This window comes from Pseudomonas sp. GW822-FHT05A08 (genome assembly GCF_058800485.1).
Genome location: NZ_CM179511.1, coordinates 452,232 through 468,128 on the forward strand (window position 1 = coordinate 452,232; position 15,897 = coordinate 468,128).

Sequence of the window (15,897 nt, forward strand, 5' to 3'; positions counted from 1 at the left end):
TCATCCTCCTCGCGGCGCGGCCTCGGCCGTCGTCACTTCCAGAAGCAGCCCCTTGCGCGCCACCACCCGTACCTGTTGTCCGGTTTGCAGCGGCGTTGCGCTCAGGACCTGCCAGTGTTCGCCCTGCAACAGCACCCAGCCGTTGTAAGGGTTGCCCGCTTGCACCGCGGTGATCGCCGTGACACTGCCCACCAGCCCCGCGTCGCCGGCCACCTGCTGGCGCTGTCGCGCGCGCAGCGCCATGCTCGCCAGCGTCGCCAGGAGCAGCGCGCTGACCACCGCCAGGCCGACGATGAGCGGCAGGGGAATGCCATAGCCCGGGACATCGGTGTCCATCAGGATCACCGCGCCGACGACAAAGGAGACGATGCCGCCGAAACCGATGACGCCGAAGGTCGGTAGAAAGGCTTCGGCGACCATGAAGGCGATGCCCAGCAGGATCAGGGCCACGCCGGCGTAGTTCACCGGCAGCAGTTGCAAGGCGTACAAACCGAGCAGCAGGCAGATGCCGCCGAGTACGCCGGGCACCGCGGTGCCCGGGTTGACGAACTCGAAGAACAGCCCGTAGATGCCGATCATCATCAGGATCAGCGCCACGCTGGGGTGGGTGATGACCGACAGCAGCTGCGTGCGCCAGTCCGGGTCGTGATGGATCACCGCCGCCCCCAGGGTATGCAGTTGCACCGCCTGGCCGGCGGCGATGAGGAACTTGCCGTCGAGTTGCCTGAGCAGGCCGTTCAGGTCATCGGCGACATAGTCGACCACCTTCAGCTTCAAGGCTTCCTGGGCCGGCAGGCTGACGGCCTCGCGCACGGCCTGTTCCGCCCATTCGGCATTGCGTCCGCGCAATTGCGCCAGGCCACGGATATAGGCCGCGGCGTCGTTGATCTGTTTGTGGCTGAGGGTGTCGGTGTCCGGTTCCGGGTTCTTGTCCGAGCGTGGCGCGGCGGGCGGGTTGCCGCCCGGGTCGGGCTGCCCCGGCATGCCGACCCGCACCGGGGTGGCGGCCCCGAGGTTGGTGCCCGGGGCCATGGCGGCGATGTGGCTGGCATACAGGATGTAGGTGCCGGCGCTGGCGGCGCGGGCGCCACTGGGGGCGACGAAACTGGCCACCGGCACCGGGCTGGCGAGGATCGCCTTGATGATCGAGCGCATCGAGGTGTCGAGGCCGCCCGGGGTGTCGATGCCCAGCACCACCAGTTGGGCGTGCTCGTCGGCGGCCTTGTCCAGGCCGCGCACCACGTAGTCGGCGCTGGCGGGGCTGATCACATCGTTGACGGTGAGCACCACCACTGGCTTCACGGCCTGGGCGTGCCCGGTCGGCAGGCCGATCAGCACAGCCAGCAGCAGCCCCTTCAGTGTCGCCCGCCACCCACGCTCGTTCATCCGACCCTCCTGGAGAGTCATGTGCCTCGGTTGCCAGCCGTTCGCTGGCCTTGTCCTTGAGTCTAGTAGAGCGTGGGATTGAGCAAATTTTAAGCAGTCTCACGCCCGCGTGCCGTTCGGAAGTTCGTCGGTGGGCGAGGGCGGCGCGGCCTAGACTTTGTGAAGGGAGTGACAGTCGTTAACCCATCGTCCTGCAAAGCCGTTCAGGACACCGAGGTGCATCATGCGTATGGCAAGAACCGTGCAACGCAGCCTGGAACAGGCGCATTGCGATTTTGACGTGGTGGCTCATCCACATTCGTCGAGCAGCCTGGAGACCGCTCGGGTAGCGGGAGTTCCCGCCGAGCGCGTGGCCAAGTCGGTGATCCTCGACGACAGTCACGGCCACTACCTGATGGCCGTGCTGCCGGCCAGCCGCCACCTGGACCTGAGCAAGGTGCGCGGCAGCAACGAATGGCAGATCACCCGGGAAAGCACCCTGGCGCATTTGTTCAACGATTGCGAACGCGGCGCGGTACCGGCCCTGGGCGAATCCTATGGGCTGGACGTGGTGATCGATCCGTTGCTGACCCGGCAGAAAGACATCTACCTGGAAGCCGGCAACCACAACAACCTGGTGCATCTGAGCATGGACGAGTACCTGAAAATGGTGCCTCATGCCGAGGTGTGCGAGGTCAGTTACTAGCGCCGTCGGCGGATGTACCCACCTTTCACGAACCAGCTCGCTCCTACAAAAATGCTTGTTTTCTGTAGGAGCGAGCTGGCTCGCGATCGACTGCGCAGCAGTGGTTCAACCAACACCCAACCCGTTCAGGAGCCCCCATGGAATCCCCATCCCACAGCCTGCCCGCCCTGTTCAAACAACTCGGCCTGCCCGACGACCCCGAGGGCATCGACCGTTTCATCGCCACCCATTCGCCGCTCAAGCCGGAACTGCACCTGGCGGATGCCTTCTTCTGGACCAGCAGCCAGGCGGATTTCCTGCGCAGCGAGATCCTCGACGACGCCGACTGGGCGGAAGTGGTGGATCAGCTGGATGTGTTGTTGAGGAAGGGGCGGGGGGCTTGAGGCATCAGGCTTCGGTTGGAGGCCACTGGCGCGCGGTATGCACCAGCGCCAGGATCCACACCGCATCCTGATGGAGTTGATAGACCAGACGGTAGCTTTGATGAGGGATCAGTTCGCGGGTGCCGGCGATCAATCCGGGGCGCCCGGCTTGAGGATGTTGCACCAGTTGCGTAGCCGATTGGCTGAAGCGTATGTCCATGTCCAGCGCCGCCTGCGGATTCAGGTCATGCAGGTAATCCCATATGTCTGCACGGTCCTGTGCGGCTTGCGGCGTCCAGATCACTTTCATTGCCGGGGCGCTACCTGTGCCCTGCGGGCCGCGAAGGTGGCTTCCAGATCATCGTTGGCGATGCCTTTCCCAGCGGTCATGGATGCGCGTGCGGTATCGACCTTCTGTTGCAGAAAGGCCTCGTACTCCCGGGCTTCCCGTTGTTCCTGCACGTACTGACGCATCATTTCTCGGACGATCTGCGATGCGGGGCGATGGCTGGCCTCGGCCTCGGCCATAAACTGATCGCGCAAGTCGGCTTCGAGTTTCATCGTGAAAACGGCGTGTTTGGGCATGGGACAGTTCCTGCAAAAACGTATATACCAAGTATATATATCTTCAGTACCTGAGCCGGTCCAGGTTTTCTCGCGGCGACGATTGGTCGCTAAATTGTTTCAAAACTTGACTGGATTTAACCCCCTCATGCACCATTGATAGTTAGCAAACTAACAGTGTGCGAACCTTCTTTTGCCCGACTCTCTCGAATCACTCCAGATGAATATCAGCAGTGGCATGGTGGTCGCCGCCCGGCATTGGCGGCGGATCTGCCAGAGCACGCTGGTCAACTATGGAATCTCCGAAGCCTGCGCCGTGCCCCTGCTGATGATCGGGCGCCTGGGCGAGGGCGTGCGCCAGGTGACGGTGGCACAGGCGGCGGGGATGGAAAGCCCGTCCCTGGTGCGCCTGCTGGACCAGCTGTGCAGCGCCGGCTACGCCTGCCGTACCGAGGACCCCCACGATCGCCGGGCCAAATGCCTGAGCCTGACCGACACCGGCCGCGAGCTGGTGCAGTCGGTGGAAGCCGAGCTGGTGCGCCTGCGTCGCGAGGTGCTGGAAGGCATCACACCCGCGGACCTTGAGGCGGCGCTGAAGGTGATCCGCGCCTTCGAGTCGGCTGCCCAGCCGCCGGCGGTGCCTTCTTGAGCGGATTCTTTACCGGCGTGCCGCCGGCGCGCGACTGGTTCTACGGCGTGCGCACCTTTGCCGCGTCGATGATCGCGCTGTACATCGCCATGCTCATGCAGATGCCGCGTCCGTACTGGGCGATGGCCACGGTCTACATCGTCTCCAGCCCGTTCGTCGGGCCCACCAGTTCCAAGGCGCTGTACCGTGCGATCGGTACCTTGCTCGGTGCCTCGGCGGCGGTGCTGTTCGTGCCGATGTTCGTGCAGAGCCCCTATCTGCTGGTGGTGATCATCGCCCTGTGGACCGGGATCCTGCTGTTTCTCTCCCTGCACCTGCGCACCGCCAACAGCTACGCGCTGATGCTGGCCGGCTACAGCCTGCCGCTGATCGCCCTGCCGGTGGTGGATAACCCGCTGGGGGTGTGGGACGTGGCGCAGGCCCGCACCGAGGAGATCTTCCTCGGCATCGTCTGCGCGGCCGTGATCGGCAGTATGTTCTGGCCACGGCGGCTGGCGCCGGTGTTCGTCGATTCGGCGGGCAAATGGTTCGCCGATGCCTCCACCTACAGCCAGCGCTTTCTCAGCCGCAACGTGCAGCCCGAAGAAGTCAGCGCCTTGCGCGCGTCCATGGTCGCCACCTTCAACAGCCTGGAGCTGATGATCGGCCAGTTGCCCCATGAGGGCGCGCGCCCGCAGACCGTGCGCAATACCAAGGAACTGCGCGGGCGCATGATCCACCTGCTGCCCGTGGTGGACGCCCTGGACGATGCCCTGTACGCCCTGGAGCGACGCACCCCGGAGCTGGTGGAGCAGTTCGCGCCGCTGCTGGCCCAGGCCGGGCAATGGCTGGAAAGCACCGCCCAGGGCGCCTCGGTCGAGCGCTGGCAGGCCCTGCGCGGCCAGCTCGAAGCGCTGCAACCCGACGCCGAAGCCCTCGACGACCGACGCCAGCTGCTGTTTTCAAACGCCCTGTACCGCCTCGGCGAATGGATCGATTTGTGGCAGGACTGCCGCAGCCTGCAACACGCCATTCAATGCGAAAGCCAGGACATCTGGCGCGCGGTCTATCGCCACTGGCGCCTGGGCCGCCTGACGCCGTTCCTCGACCGTGGGCTGATGCTGTATTCGGTGGCCTCCACTGTCCTGGCGATCATCGTCGCCTCGGTGCTGTGGATCCTCCTGGGCTGGACCGACGGCGGCAGCGCGGTGATCCTCGCGGCGGTGGCCTGCAGCTTCTTCGCCTCGATGGACGACCCGGCGCCGCAGATCTACCGGTTCTTCTTCTGGACCGCGATGTCGGTGCTGTTCGCCAGCCTCTACCTGTTCCTGATCCTGCCCAACCTGCACGATTTCCCGATGCTGGTGCTGGCCTTCGCCGTGCCGTTCATCTGCGTCGGCACCCTCACGGTGCAGCCGCGCTTTTACCTGGGCATGCTGCTGACCATCGTCAACACCTCGTCCTTCATCAGCATCCAGGGCGCCTACGACGCCGACTTCCTGAGCTTCGCCAACTCCAACCTGGCCGGGCCCATGGGCTTGCTGTTCGCCTTTGTCTGGACCCTGGTCGCCCGGCCATTCGGCTCGGAACTGGCGGCCAAGCGCATGACCCGCTTCAGTTGGCAGGACATCGTCGGCATGACCGAGCCCGCCAACCTGGCCGAACACCGCCATCTGGGGGTGCAGATGCTCGACCGCCTGATGCAGCACCTGCCGCGGCTGGCCATGACCGGCCAGGACACCGGCGGCGCCCTGCGCGAAGTGCGCGTCGGCCTGAACCTGCTGGACCTGCTGGCCTATGCGCCGCGGGCCCAGGGCAACGGGCAGGTGCTGTTGCGCCAGGTGGTGGCCGAGGTCGGCGCCTACTTCAAGGCTTGCCTCAAGGCCGGCGAACGCCTGCCGGCGCCGAGCGGCCTGCTGATGACCCTGGACCGCGCCCGTCGCACCCTGGATGCCCACAGCCAGGACGACCGCGAAACCCGTTTGCACCTGCTGCATGCCCTCAGCGGCCTGCGCCTGGCCCTGCTGCCCGGCGTCGAGTTCGTCGGCGGTGGCGAGCTTGAAGAACCGCTGCCCCATGGCATCGATGGAGCGCCTTTATGATCGGTGACCTGGATATCAGCGGGGTATTCCTGCCCACGCTGCTGGTGCTGATGGGCCTTACCTATGGCTTGTACCTGGTGGTCCACGGGCTGCTGACGCGCCTGCATTTTTATCGCCTGGTCTGGCACCGGGCTTTGTTCAACGTTGGTCTGTACGCTTTGCTGCTCGGCGCCGTGGACTCACTCAGTCGATACCTGATGACATGAAAAAACCTTTATTGACCATTGGCCGTGTGGTCCTGACGTTGCTGGTGGTGAGCTTCGCGGTCGTGGTGGTCTGGCGCATGGTGATGTACTACATGTTCGCGCCCTGGACCCGGGACGGGCATATCCGCGCCGACATCGTGCAGATCGCCCCGGACGTCTCCGGGCTGATCCAGCAGGTGCAGGTGCGTGACAACCAGCTGGTCAAGCGCAGCCAGGTGTTGTTCAGCATCGACCAGGACCGTTTCAGCCTGGCCCTGCGCCAGGCCAAGGCGTCCCTGGCCGACCGCCAGGAAACCCTGGCCCAGGCCCAGCGCGAGGCCAGGCGTAACCTCGGCCTGGGCAACCTGGTGCCGCGCGAGCAGCTCGAAGAAAGCCAGTCCCGCGTGGCCCGTGCCCAGTCGGCCCTGGCCGAGGCCCAGGTGGCGGTGGACAGCGCCCAGCTGAACCTCGACCGTTCGGTGATCCGCAGCCCGGTGGACGGCTACGTCAACGACCGCGCGCCGCGCACCCAGGAATTCGTCACCGCCGGGCGCCCGGTGTTGTCGGTGGTGGACAGCAATTCCTTCCATATCGACGGTTATTTCGAAGAAACCAAGCTCGACGGCATTCATATCGGCCAGAGCGTCGATATCCGCGTGGTCGGCGATCGCGCGCGGCTGCGCGGGCATGTCGAAAGCATCGTCGCCGGCATCGAGGACCGCGACCGCAGCAGCGGCTCCAACCTGCTGCCCAACGTCAACCCGGCCTTCAGCTGGGTGCGCCTGGCCCAGCGGATTCCGGTGCGGATTGCCTTCGACGAGGTGCCGGAAGACTTCCGCATGATCGCCGGGCGCACCGCCACTGTGTCGATCATTGACGATCAGGCGCCAGTCCGGTCGGAGCCGGCGCAATGAACAGCGCCCTGCGTTTGGCCACGGCCGGGCTCGGCTTTTTGCTGCTGTCAGCCTGCCAAATGGTCGGCCCGGACTACCACCTGCCGGACGACGCGGCGTTGCACCGCAGCGATTTACAGGGCGAGCTGGCCGGATCGAGCGACAAGGTGGTCTCGGCGCCGGTCCCGGCAGACTGGTGGCGCCTGTACCAGGACCCGCGCCTGGACCAGCTGGTGCAGCAGGCCATGGCCTCCAACACCGATCTGCGGGTCGCGGCGGCCAACCTGGCGCGGGCCCGCGCCCAGGTCGACGAGGCCCAGACGGCCGGCGGCTGGAGCGGCGGGGTCAAGGCCGGGGTCGAGCGCTTGCAGGAGTCCGGCGAAGCCTTCCTGCTGCCGGAGAAAGTGCCGGTGGCCAACGTCGGTAACCTGTCTGTCAGCACCTCTTATCAGTTCGACCTGTTCGGCACCCTGCAGCGCGGCATCGAGGCGGCCCAGGCCAACGCCGATGCCACCCAGGCGGCGGCCGATACCGCGCGCATCACCCTGGTGGCCGACGTGGTGCGGGCTTACACCCAGGTTTGCGCGGCCAATGAAGAGCGCGAGATCGCCGAGCACTCCCTGGACCTGCAGGCCCAGAGCACCGCGCTGATTCAGCGCCTGCGCGACGCCGGGCGTGGCGACGAGACCCAGGTCACCCGTTCCCAGACCCAGTTCAAGTCCCTGCGCGCCGAACTGCCGCGCTATGAAGCGGCGCGCCAGGCCGGCCTGTTCCGCTTGTCGATGCTCCTGGCCAGGCCGCTGAACCAGTTGCCGGCCGGCACCGACAGCTGCGCCGAGCTGCCGCACATTGCGCAATTGTTGCCGGTGGGTGACGGCGCGACCCTGCTCAAGCGTCGCCCCGACGTGCGCCAGGCCGAACGTCGCCTGGCCGCGGCCACCGCCGATATCGGCGTCGCCACTGGCGCGCTGTACCCGGACATCAGCATTGGCGCGACCGTCGGCACCGTGGGCATCGTCGACAACCTCGGCAAACCCTCCACCAACCGCTGGGGCTTCGGCCCGCTGATCAGCTGGACGGTACCGGCCAACGGCGCCCGCGAACGCATTCACCAGGCCGAAGCCGCCAGCCAGGGCGCCCTGGCGCATTTCGACGGGGTGGTGCTCAACGCCATCCGCGAAACTCAGACCGGTCTGGCCCAATACAGTGCCCAGTTGCAACGTCGCGACGCCCTGGCCGAGGCCGAGCAGTCGGCGCGCCAGGCCGCCGACCAGACCCATCGCTTCTTCCAGGCCGGCCGCGAGTCGTTCCTCGCCGACCTGCAGGCGACCCGCACCTATACCGACGTACGGGCCCAGTTGGCCGCGGCCAACACCCAGGTGGTGATGAGTCAGATCGACCTGTTCCTGGCCCTGGGCGGTGGCTGGGAAAGCGGACGAACGCAAGCCTCGAACCCCGCCAAACCCTGAGGCCGTTGCTATGCTTTGAACAGTTGGCTGAGCACCTTGCGTCCAGTGCTCGGCCAGCGGTCAGGCACGTGATGGTCATGGGGATTCCAATAATGAAAAACCCTTATGCTCTCGGCTTCTGGTGCGCCATCGTCGCACTGGTGCTGCTTTCTGCGACTTATTTCTACGGTGTCATGCTGGCGCACCAGATCGACAAGGCCATGATCTTTCTCGACAGCGCCAGCGCGCTGATTGCGGTGAGCGCCATCGTCTTCGTGGCCTGGACGTCGTTCCAGACCCAGAAAATCAAGAAAAGGCAGCTCGAGCAGGGCAAGACCCTGGTCGCGATCTGGGACACCAAAGTCGCCCTGCGCCGGGTCGAGACGGTGTTCGACCGTTACTTCTGGGGCAGTTACTGGCAGCCGGGGCGGACCTTCCAGGAAGTCATGGGCGAGTTGACCGGCACCCCTCTGGAAAAAAGCCTCGAAGCCCTGAAAAAACAGTGCGTATTACTGGATAAACAGGCCGCCGACGGTCGCCACTGGCTGAACAATGCCCGCGAACTGTCCGATGTCGCCGCCGCCATGGCCCGCGAACGCTATCAACTGGATTTCTGCGACCCGCGTTCGGAAACCCCGGGCGGCGCGGTGATCAACCGCGATTTCGAAGTGCTGGTCTACACCTGGACCGCGCGCCTGAAAAGCTTCGATCACCAGCTCGACGCGCTGGAGGTCGAATACTCCGAACACGCCACGTAGCCATGTCGCCATGTAGCCGCTGCCGAGCCCGCGAGGCTGCGATCGGTTGCAGAGCAACCGCAAACCCTGAGTCCGCGATCTGCCTGAAGAAACGCACCGTCTGGCCCAGCGACGGCTGCGCCGCCGATCGCAGGCTGCGCCAGCGGCTACAGGAACGCGGCGCCTACGTAGCCGCTGCCGAGCCCGCGAGGCTGCGACCGGTTGCAGAGCAACCGCAAACCCTGAGTCCGCGATCTGCCTGAAGAAACGCACCGTCTGGCCCAGCGACGGCTGCGCCGCCGATCGCAGGCTGCGCCAGCGGCTACAGGAACGCGGCGTCTACGTAGCCGCTGCCGAGCCCGCGAGGCTGCGACCGGTTGCAGAGCAACCGCAAATCCTGACTCCGTGATTTACCTGGCTAAACGCGCTATAGCTTTCTGCCCTGCGTATTCACTACTTTTCACATGGAAAGGTTGGGCCGCCTGGCTTGGCCGGTGCTAATCTTCGGCAGTTTTACGCACAGTCGAGCCACAACCCGTGCCGGGTTCAGGGAAGACGACCACACATTTCAACAACGGATCGATCGGGTCAAATAATGAATAAATCAGCAGGCGTACTGTTAGGAATCGTCGTCGCGGTGGGCGCTATCAGTGCCGGCGGCGCCTGGTATACCGGGACCAAGCTGGAAGGGGTGCTGCAAACCTCTATCGCCGACGCCAACAAGGAACTCCAGGCCGCGATGGTCGGTTCCAACGGTACCGCCAGCCTGGAGCTGGTATCGCTGGAGCGCAATCTGTTCAGCAGCACCGCGCGCTACCGTCTCAAGGGCCAGGGCGAGATGTTCGGCGACAGCGCCGAGGGCGTCGAGCTGGTGTTCGTCGACCGCATCGAACACGGCCCGCTGCCGTTCTCGCGCCTGATGACCCTGAAATGGCTGCCGGTCATGGCCACCAGTCACTACGAGCTGGAAAAGAATGCCCTGACCGAGAAATGGTTCGCCGCCACCAAGGATGTTTCCCCGCTCAAGGGCGTGGTCAACCTGGGTTACGACCGTTCCGCCACCGGCAACCTGGAGTTGCTGCCGCTGGACACGGCCCTGGACGACAAGTCGACCCTCAAGTTCTCCGGCCTGAAGCTGGACCTCTCGACCAGCGCCCAAGCGCAGAAGGTCAAGGCCGAAGGCTACATGGACAGCCTCAAGCTCAACAGCGTCGCCGAAGACCAGACGCCGGTGCAGGTCGAGCTCAACGGCCTGACCCTGGCCAGCAACCTGACCAAGAGCAACTATGGCTTCTACGTCGGCGAAAACACCCTGGAGCTGACCAGCACCAAGGCCACGTTCGGCGAGAAACAGTCGGTGCTCAGCTTCAAGAACTCTGAGATCAAGAGCGCCACCGACGAGACCGGCGCCCACCTGGCCGGTCGTGCCGACTACAAGATCGGCGAAGTCGCCCTCAACGGCAAAGCCGTCGGTTCGGCGCAAATGACCTGGAGCATGAAGAACCTCGACATCGCCTCCGGCATGTCGCTGATGCAGGTCTACCAGAACAAGCTGCAACCCTACGAAGACGCCGTCGCCGCGGCCGAAGCCGCCGGCGAGCCAGCGCCCGAGTTGAACCTGAGCGAGGCCGAGCAGGCCCAGGTCAAGGCTGACCTGGACAAGCTGCTGGCTGCCCAGCCGCATATCGCCCTGGAAAACCTCTCGTTCAAGACCACCAATGGCGAAAGCCGCCTGAGCCTGGTGGTGGACCTGAACAAGCCGCAATCCATGGAGCTGCCGCCGGCCGAACTGAGCAAGCAACTGCTCACCCAGCTGGACCTGAACCTGCTGCTGTCCAAGCCGATGATCGCCGACATGGCATCGGTGCAGGCGCAGCTGGACGGCGTGACCGACGCCAAGGCGATCGCCGACCAGGGCAGCATGGCCGCCGACATGGTCAGCGGCATGGCGCTGGGCACCCAGCTGGCCAAGCTGGAAGGTAACGACATCGTCTCCAAGCTGCGTTATGCCAACAACGAAGTGGACTTCAACGGCCAGAAAATGACGCCTGAGCAGTTCGTCGGTTTTGTCATGAGCAAACTGGGTCCGGTCACCATCCAGTAAACCGCGCAAAACCCCTCCACGGGGTTTTCAGCCAGAAACGCCCGGCCTCCGTACCACGGAGTCGCCGGGCGTTTTTTTGCCTGTAGCTGGCTGGAGAGTTCCCCCCCAGAGCCTCCTTGAACATGGCTACAGGCCACGTCGTTCGCGGATTCGCGCAGAAACGAATCTGAAGAAATATTGCATTTGCGCATCCGCATCAGCCTTGCATGGAAGACTCCGCCCAATCTGGCCGAGTCATCTGATTCGGCTTCCTGGCACGTATCAGGCGGGGGGACACAAGACCCCGGCTAGCCATGTAAGGATGCTGAAGAAATGCCGTTCATTGTTCATCCTGTTCGCCTTTATGGTTTGCGACCGCTGCTGCGCCTGACGTTATGCAGCCAATTGCTGTGGCCGACCCTGGCCCTCGCCGACCCGGCGTACGACCGCCTGATTCTCGACGCCCGCGCCGGCAGCTATGCGCCAGCCCTGAGCCATTTGCGCCAGGTGCCGGCCGAACGGCTGAGCACCGGGCTGGTCAGCGATCACCTGCAGATCGCCAGCTGGGCCGGCCTCGACGCCGAAGTCGTGAATGTCTATGAAACCCAGGCCCATGGCCGGGTGCTGCCGATCCAGGCGCTGACGGCCACCGCCCGGGCCTACCGCAATCTGCAGCGCTGGGACTCGGCGATCCAGGTGTACCGCCTGGCCCTCGAACGCGACCCGCGTAACCCCGACCTGCAACTGGGTCTGGCCCTGACCCAGGCCGACGCCGGCAAGCCGGAGGAGGCCGTGCGCCGTGCCCGCGAGCTGGTGGCGGCCAAGCCCGACGACGCCACCCGCCGCCTGGCCCTGGGCTACGCCCTGACTCGCGCCGGTTCGCCGTATGACGCGCTGTTCGAGTTCGACCAGGCGTTCGTCCGCGCCGGCACCCGGCCGGAAGTCGCCCGCGAATACGTGTTCGCCCTGCAACGGGCCCGCCTGCCGGAGCCGGCCCTGCGCCTGGCCCGCCAGCGCCCGGGGCTGATCGATCCCGTCATAGAACGTCGTCTGCAAGGCGACCTGGCCGCCGAGCGCGTGCGCCTGGCCGAACTGGCGACCCGCAGCGAGAAAGAGCGCTATGTCATCGCCGACCGTGCCCTGGCCGATTACGATCAACTGCTCGCCACCTGGACCCCGGACCCGGCGGCCAGGGACGACGTGACCCGCTGGCGCATCGACCGCATGGGCGCGCTCAAGGCCCGGGCGCGCACCGCCCAGGTGATCGCCGACTACCACCAACTGACCGCCGCAGACGTGGCCATCCCCACCTACGCCCGGCGTTGGGTGGCGGCCGCCTATCTGGACCAGCGCCAGCCAGAGATCGCCAGCGACCTCTATCGCCAGGTGCTGGCGGCGCCGGATGCCGATGTCAGCGACCGCGTCGAAGACAGCACCGCGTTGTATTACGCCTTGCTGGAAAGCGACCGCCCGCAGGAAGCGCAACAGGTCGCCGACGACCTGGCCAGGAACCAGAAGCCGCGGGTCGAGCTCAAGGGCTTGCCGGTGGGCAACCCCAACGATGAATGGATGGACGCCCAGCAGCTCGCCGCGCAGTCCGGCACCTACAGCGCCGACCTGCCGGGCAGCGAGCAGCGCCTGGCCAGCCTGGTGGACCAGGCGCCGGGCAATATCGGCCTGCGCGTGGCCCAGGCCAACCTGTACCAGGCCCGGGACTGGCCGCGGCGCGCCGAGGGCCTGCTCAAGGAAACCGAGAGCATGGCGCCGCGCGATGTCGGCCTCGAGGTTGCCCAGGGCCACACCGCCCAGGACCTGCAGGAGTGGCGTCAGCTCGATGCCCTGACCGACGACGTGGTGCAGCGTTATCCCGACAACCGTCAGGTGCAGCGCCTGGCCCGCCAGCGCCAAGTGCACGACATGGCCGAGCTGCGGGTCGAGACCTATGGCGGCAAGAGCTACGGCGGCGGCAACAACGGCGCCGGCGCGGTTTCCGGGAGCAAGGACTTCGGCATCGAGACGGTGCTCTACAGCCCGCCAATCAATGAAGACTGGCGCCTGTTCGGCGGCCTCGGCTATGCCACCGGCGACTTCCAGGAAGGCACCGGGCATCACCGCTGGCAGCGTATCGGCGTGGAGCGCCGGACCCGCGACATGACCCTGGAAGCGGAAGTCTCCAACCACTCCTACGGCTTCGACGACAAGCAGGGCGCGCGGCTGTCCCTGGCCCGCGACATCGACGATCACTGGCAGTACGGCGCCAGCCTGGAATACCTGTCGGCCAACACGCCGCTGCGGGCGCTGAACAGCAACATCTACGCCAATGGCGGCAGCGGCTTCGTGCGCTGGCGGGCCAACGAGAGCCGGGAATGGCGACTGGCCCTGAGTCCTTCGCATTTCAGCGATGGCAACAACCGTTTCGAAGCGCTGCTCACCGGTCGCGAGGGCGTCTATGCCACGCCTCACGTGCAGGTCGACCTGGGCCTGGAAGTCGGCGCCAGCCGCAACAGCAAGGAAGACACGCCGTACTTCAACCCCAAGTCGGACTTCACGGTCCTGCCGACGGTGAACGTCAACCACGTGCTCTATCACCGCTACGAAACCTCCTGGAGCCAGCAGTTCCAGGTAGGCGCCGGTACCTACAGCCAGCGCGATTACTCCACCGGGGCGATCGGCCTGCTCAGCTATGGCCAGCGCGTGACCTGGAACGACGTGTTCGAAGCCGGGGCCGCCCTGAGCGTGCTCAACCGGCCTTACGACGGCGACCGGGAAACCGACCTGCGCCTGCTCCTCGACCTTACCTACCGCTTCTAGAAGAGTCCGAAGATGCCTCCGATGACCCGTTGCATCCTCCTGCTGGGAGCCCTGATTCTCAGCGCCTGCGCCCAGCCCGCCGCGGATTTCCTGGCGCCGGCGCAACGCCCGGTGCCCGCCAGCGAAACCCCGTGGCCGAAAAACCACGTGCTGGGCATTGCCTACCACGACGTCGAAGACCGCGACCCCGACCAGGCGGTGGTGGCCGTGCGCACTGAACGCCTGATCGAACAGCTGGCCTGGCTGCGCGAGAACGGCTACCAGCCGGTCACCGTGGACCAGATCATGGCGGCGCGCAAAGGCGGCCCCGAGCTGCCGGCCAAGGCCGTGCTGCTGAGCTTCGACGACGGTTACGCGAGCTTCTACACCCGCGTGTTGCCGGTGCTGCGCAGCTACAACTGGCATGCCCTGCTGGCGCCGGTGGGGGCGTGGGTCGATACCCCGCTGAACCAGCCGGTGGATTTTGCCGGCACCCCGCGCAAGCGCTCGGACTTCCTGACCTGGGAGCAGGTCCGCGAGATCTCCCGTTCCGGCCTGGTGGAAATCGCCGCCCACACCGATGCCAACCACAAGGGCGTGCTGGCCAACCCCCAGGGCAACCTGCAACCGGCCGCCGCCACCCGGCGCTATGACGCCAGCACCGGGCGCTATGAAAGCGAAGCCGAATTCGAGGCGCGCCTGCGCAGCGACGTGGCGGCGATCTCGAAAAAAATCCGCGCCGCCACCGGCTACAGCCCACGGGTCTGGGTCTGGCCTTATGGCGCTGCCGACGGCACCGCGCTGCGGGTGGTGGGCGAGCAGGGCTACGACATGGCCCTGACCCTCGACGACGGCCTCGATGCCCTCGACAACCTGATGAGCAGCCCGCGCTTCCTGGTGTCCTCGGACCCGGACGCCATCCACTTCTCCAACAGCATCGTCGGCGTCGAGGCCAGCAACCCGATGCGCGTGGCCCACGTCGACCTGGACAACGTCTACGACCCGGACCCGCAGCAGCAGGAAATCAACCTCGGCAAGCTGGTCCAGCGCATGGCCGACCTGGGCGTCAACACCGTGTTCCTGCAAGCCTTCGCCGACCCCAAGGGCGATGGCCTGGTGCACTCGCTGTACTTCGCCAACCGCCACCTGCCGGTGCGCGCCGATATCTTCGACCGGGTCGCCTGGCAACTGCGCACCCGGGCCAACGTCAAGGTGTTCGCCTGGATGCCGGTGCTGAGTTTCGCCCTCGACCCGAGCCTGCCGCGCGTGACCCGCTGGGACCCGGAAACCGGCCAGGTCGCGGTCGACCCCGACCAGTACCGGCGCCTGTCGCCGTTCGACCCGCAGGTGCGGCGCATCATCGGTGAGATCTACGAAGACGTGGCGCGCCTGACCTCGGTGGACGGCATCCTCTACCACGACGACGCGGTGTTCTCCGACTTCGAAGACGCCAGCCCCGCAGCCCTGCGCGCCTATGCCGCCAACGGCCTGCCCGGTTCGATCGCCGCGTTGCGCGCCGATCCGGCGACCCTGCAGCGCTGGACCCGCTTCAAGAGCCGCTACCTGATCGACTTCACCCATGAGCTGACCGCCAAGGTCAAGGCGATCCGCGGGCCGCAGGTGCTGACCGCGCGCAACCTGTTCGCCGAGCCGATGCTCAACCCGCAGAGCGAAGCCTGGTTCGCCCAGAACCTCGACGACTTCCTCGCCCATTACGACTGGACCGCGCCGATGGCCATGCCGTTGATGGAGGGCCAGCCGCGCAAGGCTTCCGGCGCCTGGCTGGAGCAACTGGTGGCCACGGTCAAGGCACGCCCCGGCGCGCTCAACCGTACCGTCTTCGAACTGCAGGCCCGGGACTGGGCGCAAAAACCGGCGAGCGATATCGACGCCGCGCAGATGGCCGACTGGATGGGCCGGCTCAAGCGCCAGGGCGCGACCAGCTTCGGCTACTACCCGGATAACTTTCTCGAGAACTCGCCGGACCTGAAGACCATCCGTCCCGCGCTCTCCACCAAGTGGAATCCCTAAATC

14 protein-coding genes are annotated in these 15,897 nt (G+C 65.8%); 11 read left to right on the forward strand and 3 right to left on the reverse strand.

Going from position 1 to position 15,897, the window contains the following annotated elements; genetic code table 11:
- Window positions 1–1,386 carry an NfeD family protein gene (locus AC3RCP_RS02025; protein WP_492571757.1) on the reverse strand — a complete coding sequence of 462 codons (1,386 nt, stop codon included), beginning with the start codon at window positions 1,384–1,386 and terminating at the stop codon, window positions 1–3.
- 223 nt (window positions 1,387–1,609) lie between these two features.
- Here AC3RCP_RS02025 and AC3RCP_RS02030 point away from each other — a divergent pair, with 223 nt between their 5' ends.
- Together AC3RCP_RS02030 and AC3RCP_RS02035 are read left to right on the forward strand one after the other, a co-directional pair.
- On the forward strand, window positions 1,610–2,071 hold the full coding sequence (locus AC3RCP_RS02030) for an aminoacyl-tRNA deacylase (RefSeq protein WP_062824058.1): 462 nt from the start codon (window positions 1,610–1,612) through the stop codon (window positions 2,069–2,071).
- 137 nt (window positions 2,072–2,208) lie between these two features.
- Entirely contained in the window at window positions 2,209–2,454 is a 246-nt protein-coding gene (locus AC3RCP_RS02035; protein ID WP_492571756.1) for a DUF2789 domain-containing protein, read from the forward strand.
- A 4-nt stretch (window positions 2,455–2,458) separates the two neighbouring features.
- Here AC3RCP_RS02035 and AC3RCP_RS02040 read toward each other — a convergent pair whose 3' ends face one another.
- Window positions 2,459–2,743 (reverse strand): type II toxin-antitoxin system RelE/ParE family toxin, encoded by a 285-nt coding sequence (locus AC3RCP_RS02040; RefSeq protein WP_087092316.1) that lies wholly within the window; start codon window positions 2,741–2,743, stop codon window positions 2,459–2,461.
- Window positions 2,740–3,018, reverse strand: a complete 279-nt coding sequence (locus AC3RCP_RS02045; protein ID WP_007932073.1) for a hypothetical protein — start codon at window positions 3,016–3,018, stop codon at window positions 2,740–2,742. Before AC3RCP_RS02045 ends, AC3RCP_RS02040 begins: the two co-directional genes overlap by 4 nt.
- Before the next feature lie 199 nt (window positions 3,019–3,217).
- On the opposite strand from AC3RCP_RS02045, the gene AC3RCP_RS02050 reads away from it, so the two are divergent.
- The 9 genes from AC3RCP_RS02050 to pgaB all read left to right on the forward strand — a co-directional run bounded on the left by AC3RCP_RS02050 (window position 3,218) and on the right by pgaB (window position 15,894).
- Complete coding sequence (locus tag AC3RCP_RS02050; protein WP_053259193.1) at window positions 3,218–3,646, forward strand: MarR family winged helix-turn-helix transcriptional regulator; 429 nt, start codon at window positions 3,218–3,220, stop codon at window positions 3,644–3,646.
- The gene (locus tag AC3RCP_RS02055) at window positions 3,643–5,727 is read left to right on the forward strand and encodes an FUSC family protein (protein ID WP_492571753.1); all 2,085 of its coding nucleotides are present in this window, start codon (window positions 3,643–3,645) and stop codon (window positions 5,725–5,727) included. The genes AC3RCP_RS02050 and AC3RCP_RS02055 overlap by 4 nt, the downstream gene beginning before the upstream one ends.
- Entirely contained in the window at window positions 5,724–5,933 is a 210-nt protein-coding gene (locus tag AC3RCP_RS02060; RefSeq protein ID WP_007932080.1) for a DUF1656 domain-containing protein, read from the forward strand. The genes AC3RCP_RS02055 and AC3RCP_RS02060 overlap by 4 nt, the downstream gene beginning before the upstream one ends.
- On the forward strand, window positions 5,930–6,826 hold the full coding sequence (locus AC3RCP_RS02065) for an efflux RND transporter periplasmic adaptor subunit (RefSeq protein WP_492571751.1): 897 nt from the start codon (window positions 5,930–5,932) through the stop codon (window positions 6,824–6,826). The genes AC3RCP_RS02060 and AC3RCP_RS02065 overlap by 4 nt, the downstream gene beginning before the upstream one ends.
- Window positions 6,823–8,274 (forward strand): efflux transporter outer membrane subunit, encoded by a 1,452-nt coding sequence (locus AC3RCP_RS02070; RefSeq protein WP_492571750.1) that lies wholly within the window; start codon window positions 6,823–6,825, stop codon window positions 8,272–8,274. The genes AC3RCP_RS02065 and AC3RCP_RS02070 overlap by 4 nt, the downstream gene beginning before the upstream one ends.
- A gap of 92 nt (window positions 8,275–8,366) precedes the next feature.
- The gene (locus AC3RCP_RS02075; protein WP_037004411.1) at window positions 8,367–9,011 is read left to right on the forward strand and encodes an NADH:ubiquinone oxidoreductase subunit N; all 645 of its coding nucleotides are present in this window, start codon (window positions 8,367–8,369) and stop codon (window positions 9,009–9,011) included.
- 574 nt (window positions 9,012–9,585) lie between these two features.
- Complete coding sequence (locus tag AC3RCP_RS02080) at window positions 9,586–11,094, forward strand: YdgA family protein (protein ID WP_492571749.1); 1,509 nt, start codon at window positions 9,586–9,588, stop codon at window positions 11,092–11,094.
- Between the two features lie 312 nt (window positions 11,095–11,406).
- Complete coding sequence (gene pgaA / locus AC3RCP_RS02085) at window positions 11,407–13,884, forward strand: poly-beta-1,6 N-acetyl-D-glucosamine export porin PgaA (RefSeq protein WP_492571748.1); 2,478 nt, start codon at window positions 11,407–11,409, stop codon at window positions 13,882–13,884.
- 12 nt (window positions 13,885–13,896) lie between these two features.
- Complete coding sequence (gene pgaB, locus AC3RCP_RS02090; RefSeq protein WP_492571747.1) at window positions 13,897–15,894, forward strand: poly-beta-1,6-N-acetyl-D-glucosamine N-deacetylase PgaB; 1,998 nt, start codon at window positions 13,897–13,899, stop codon at window positions 15,892–15,894.
- Window positions 15,895–15,897 lie beyond the last annotated feature (3 nt).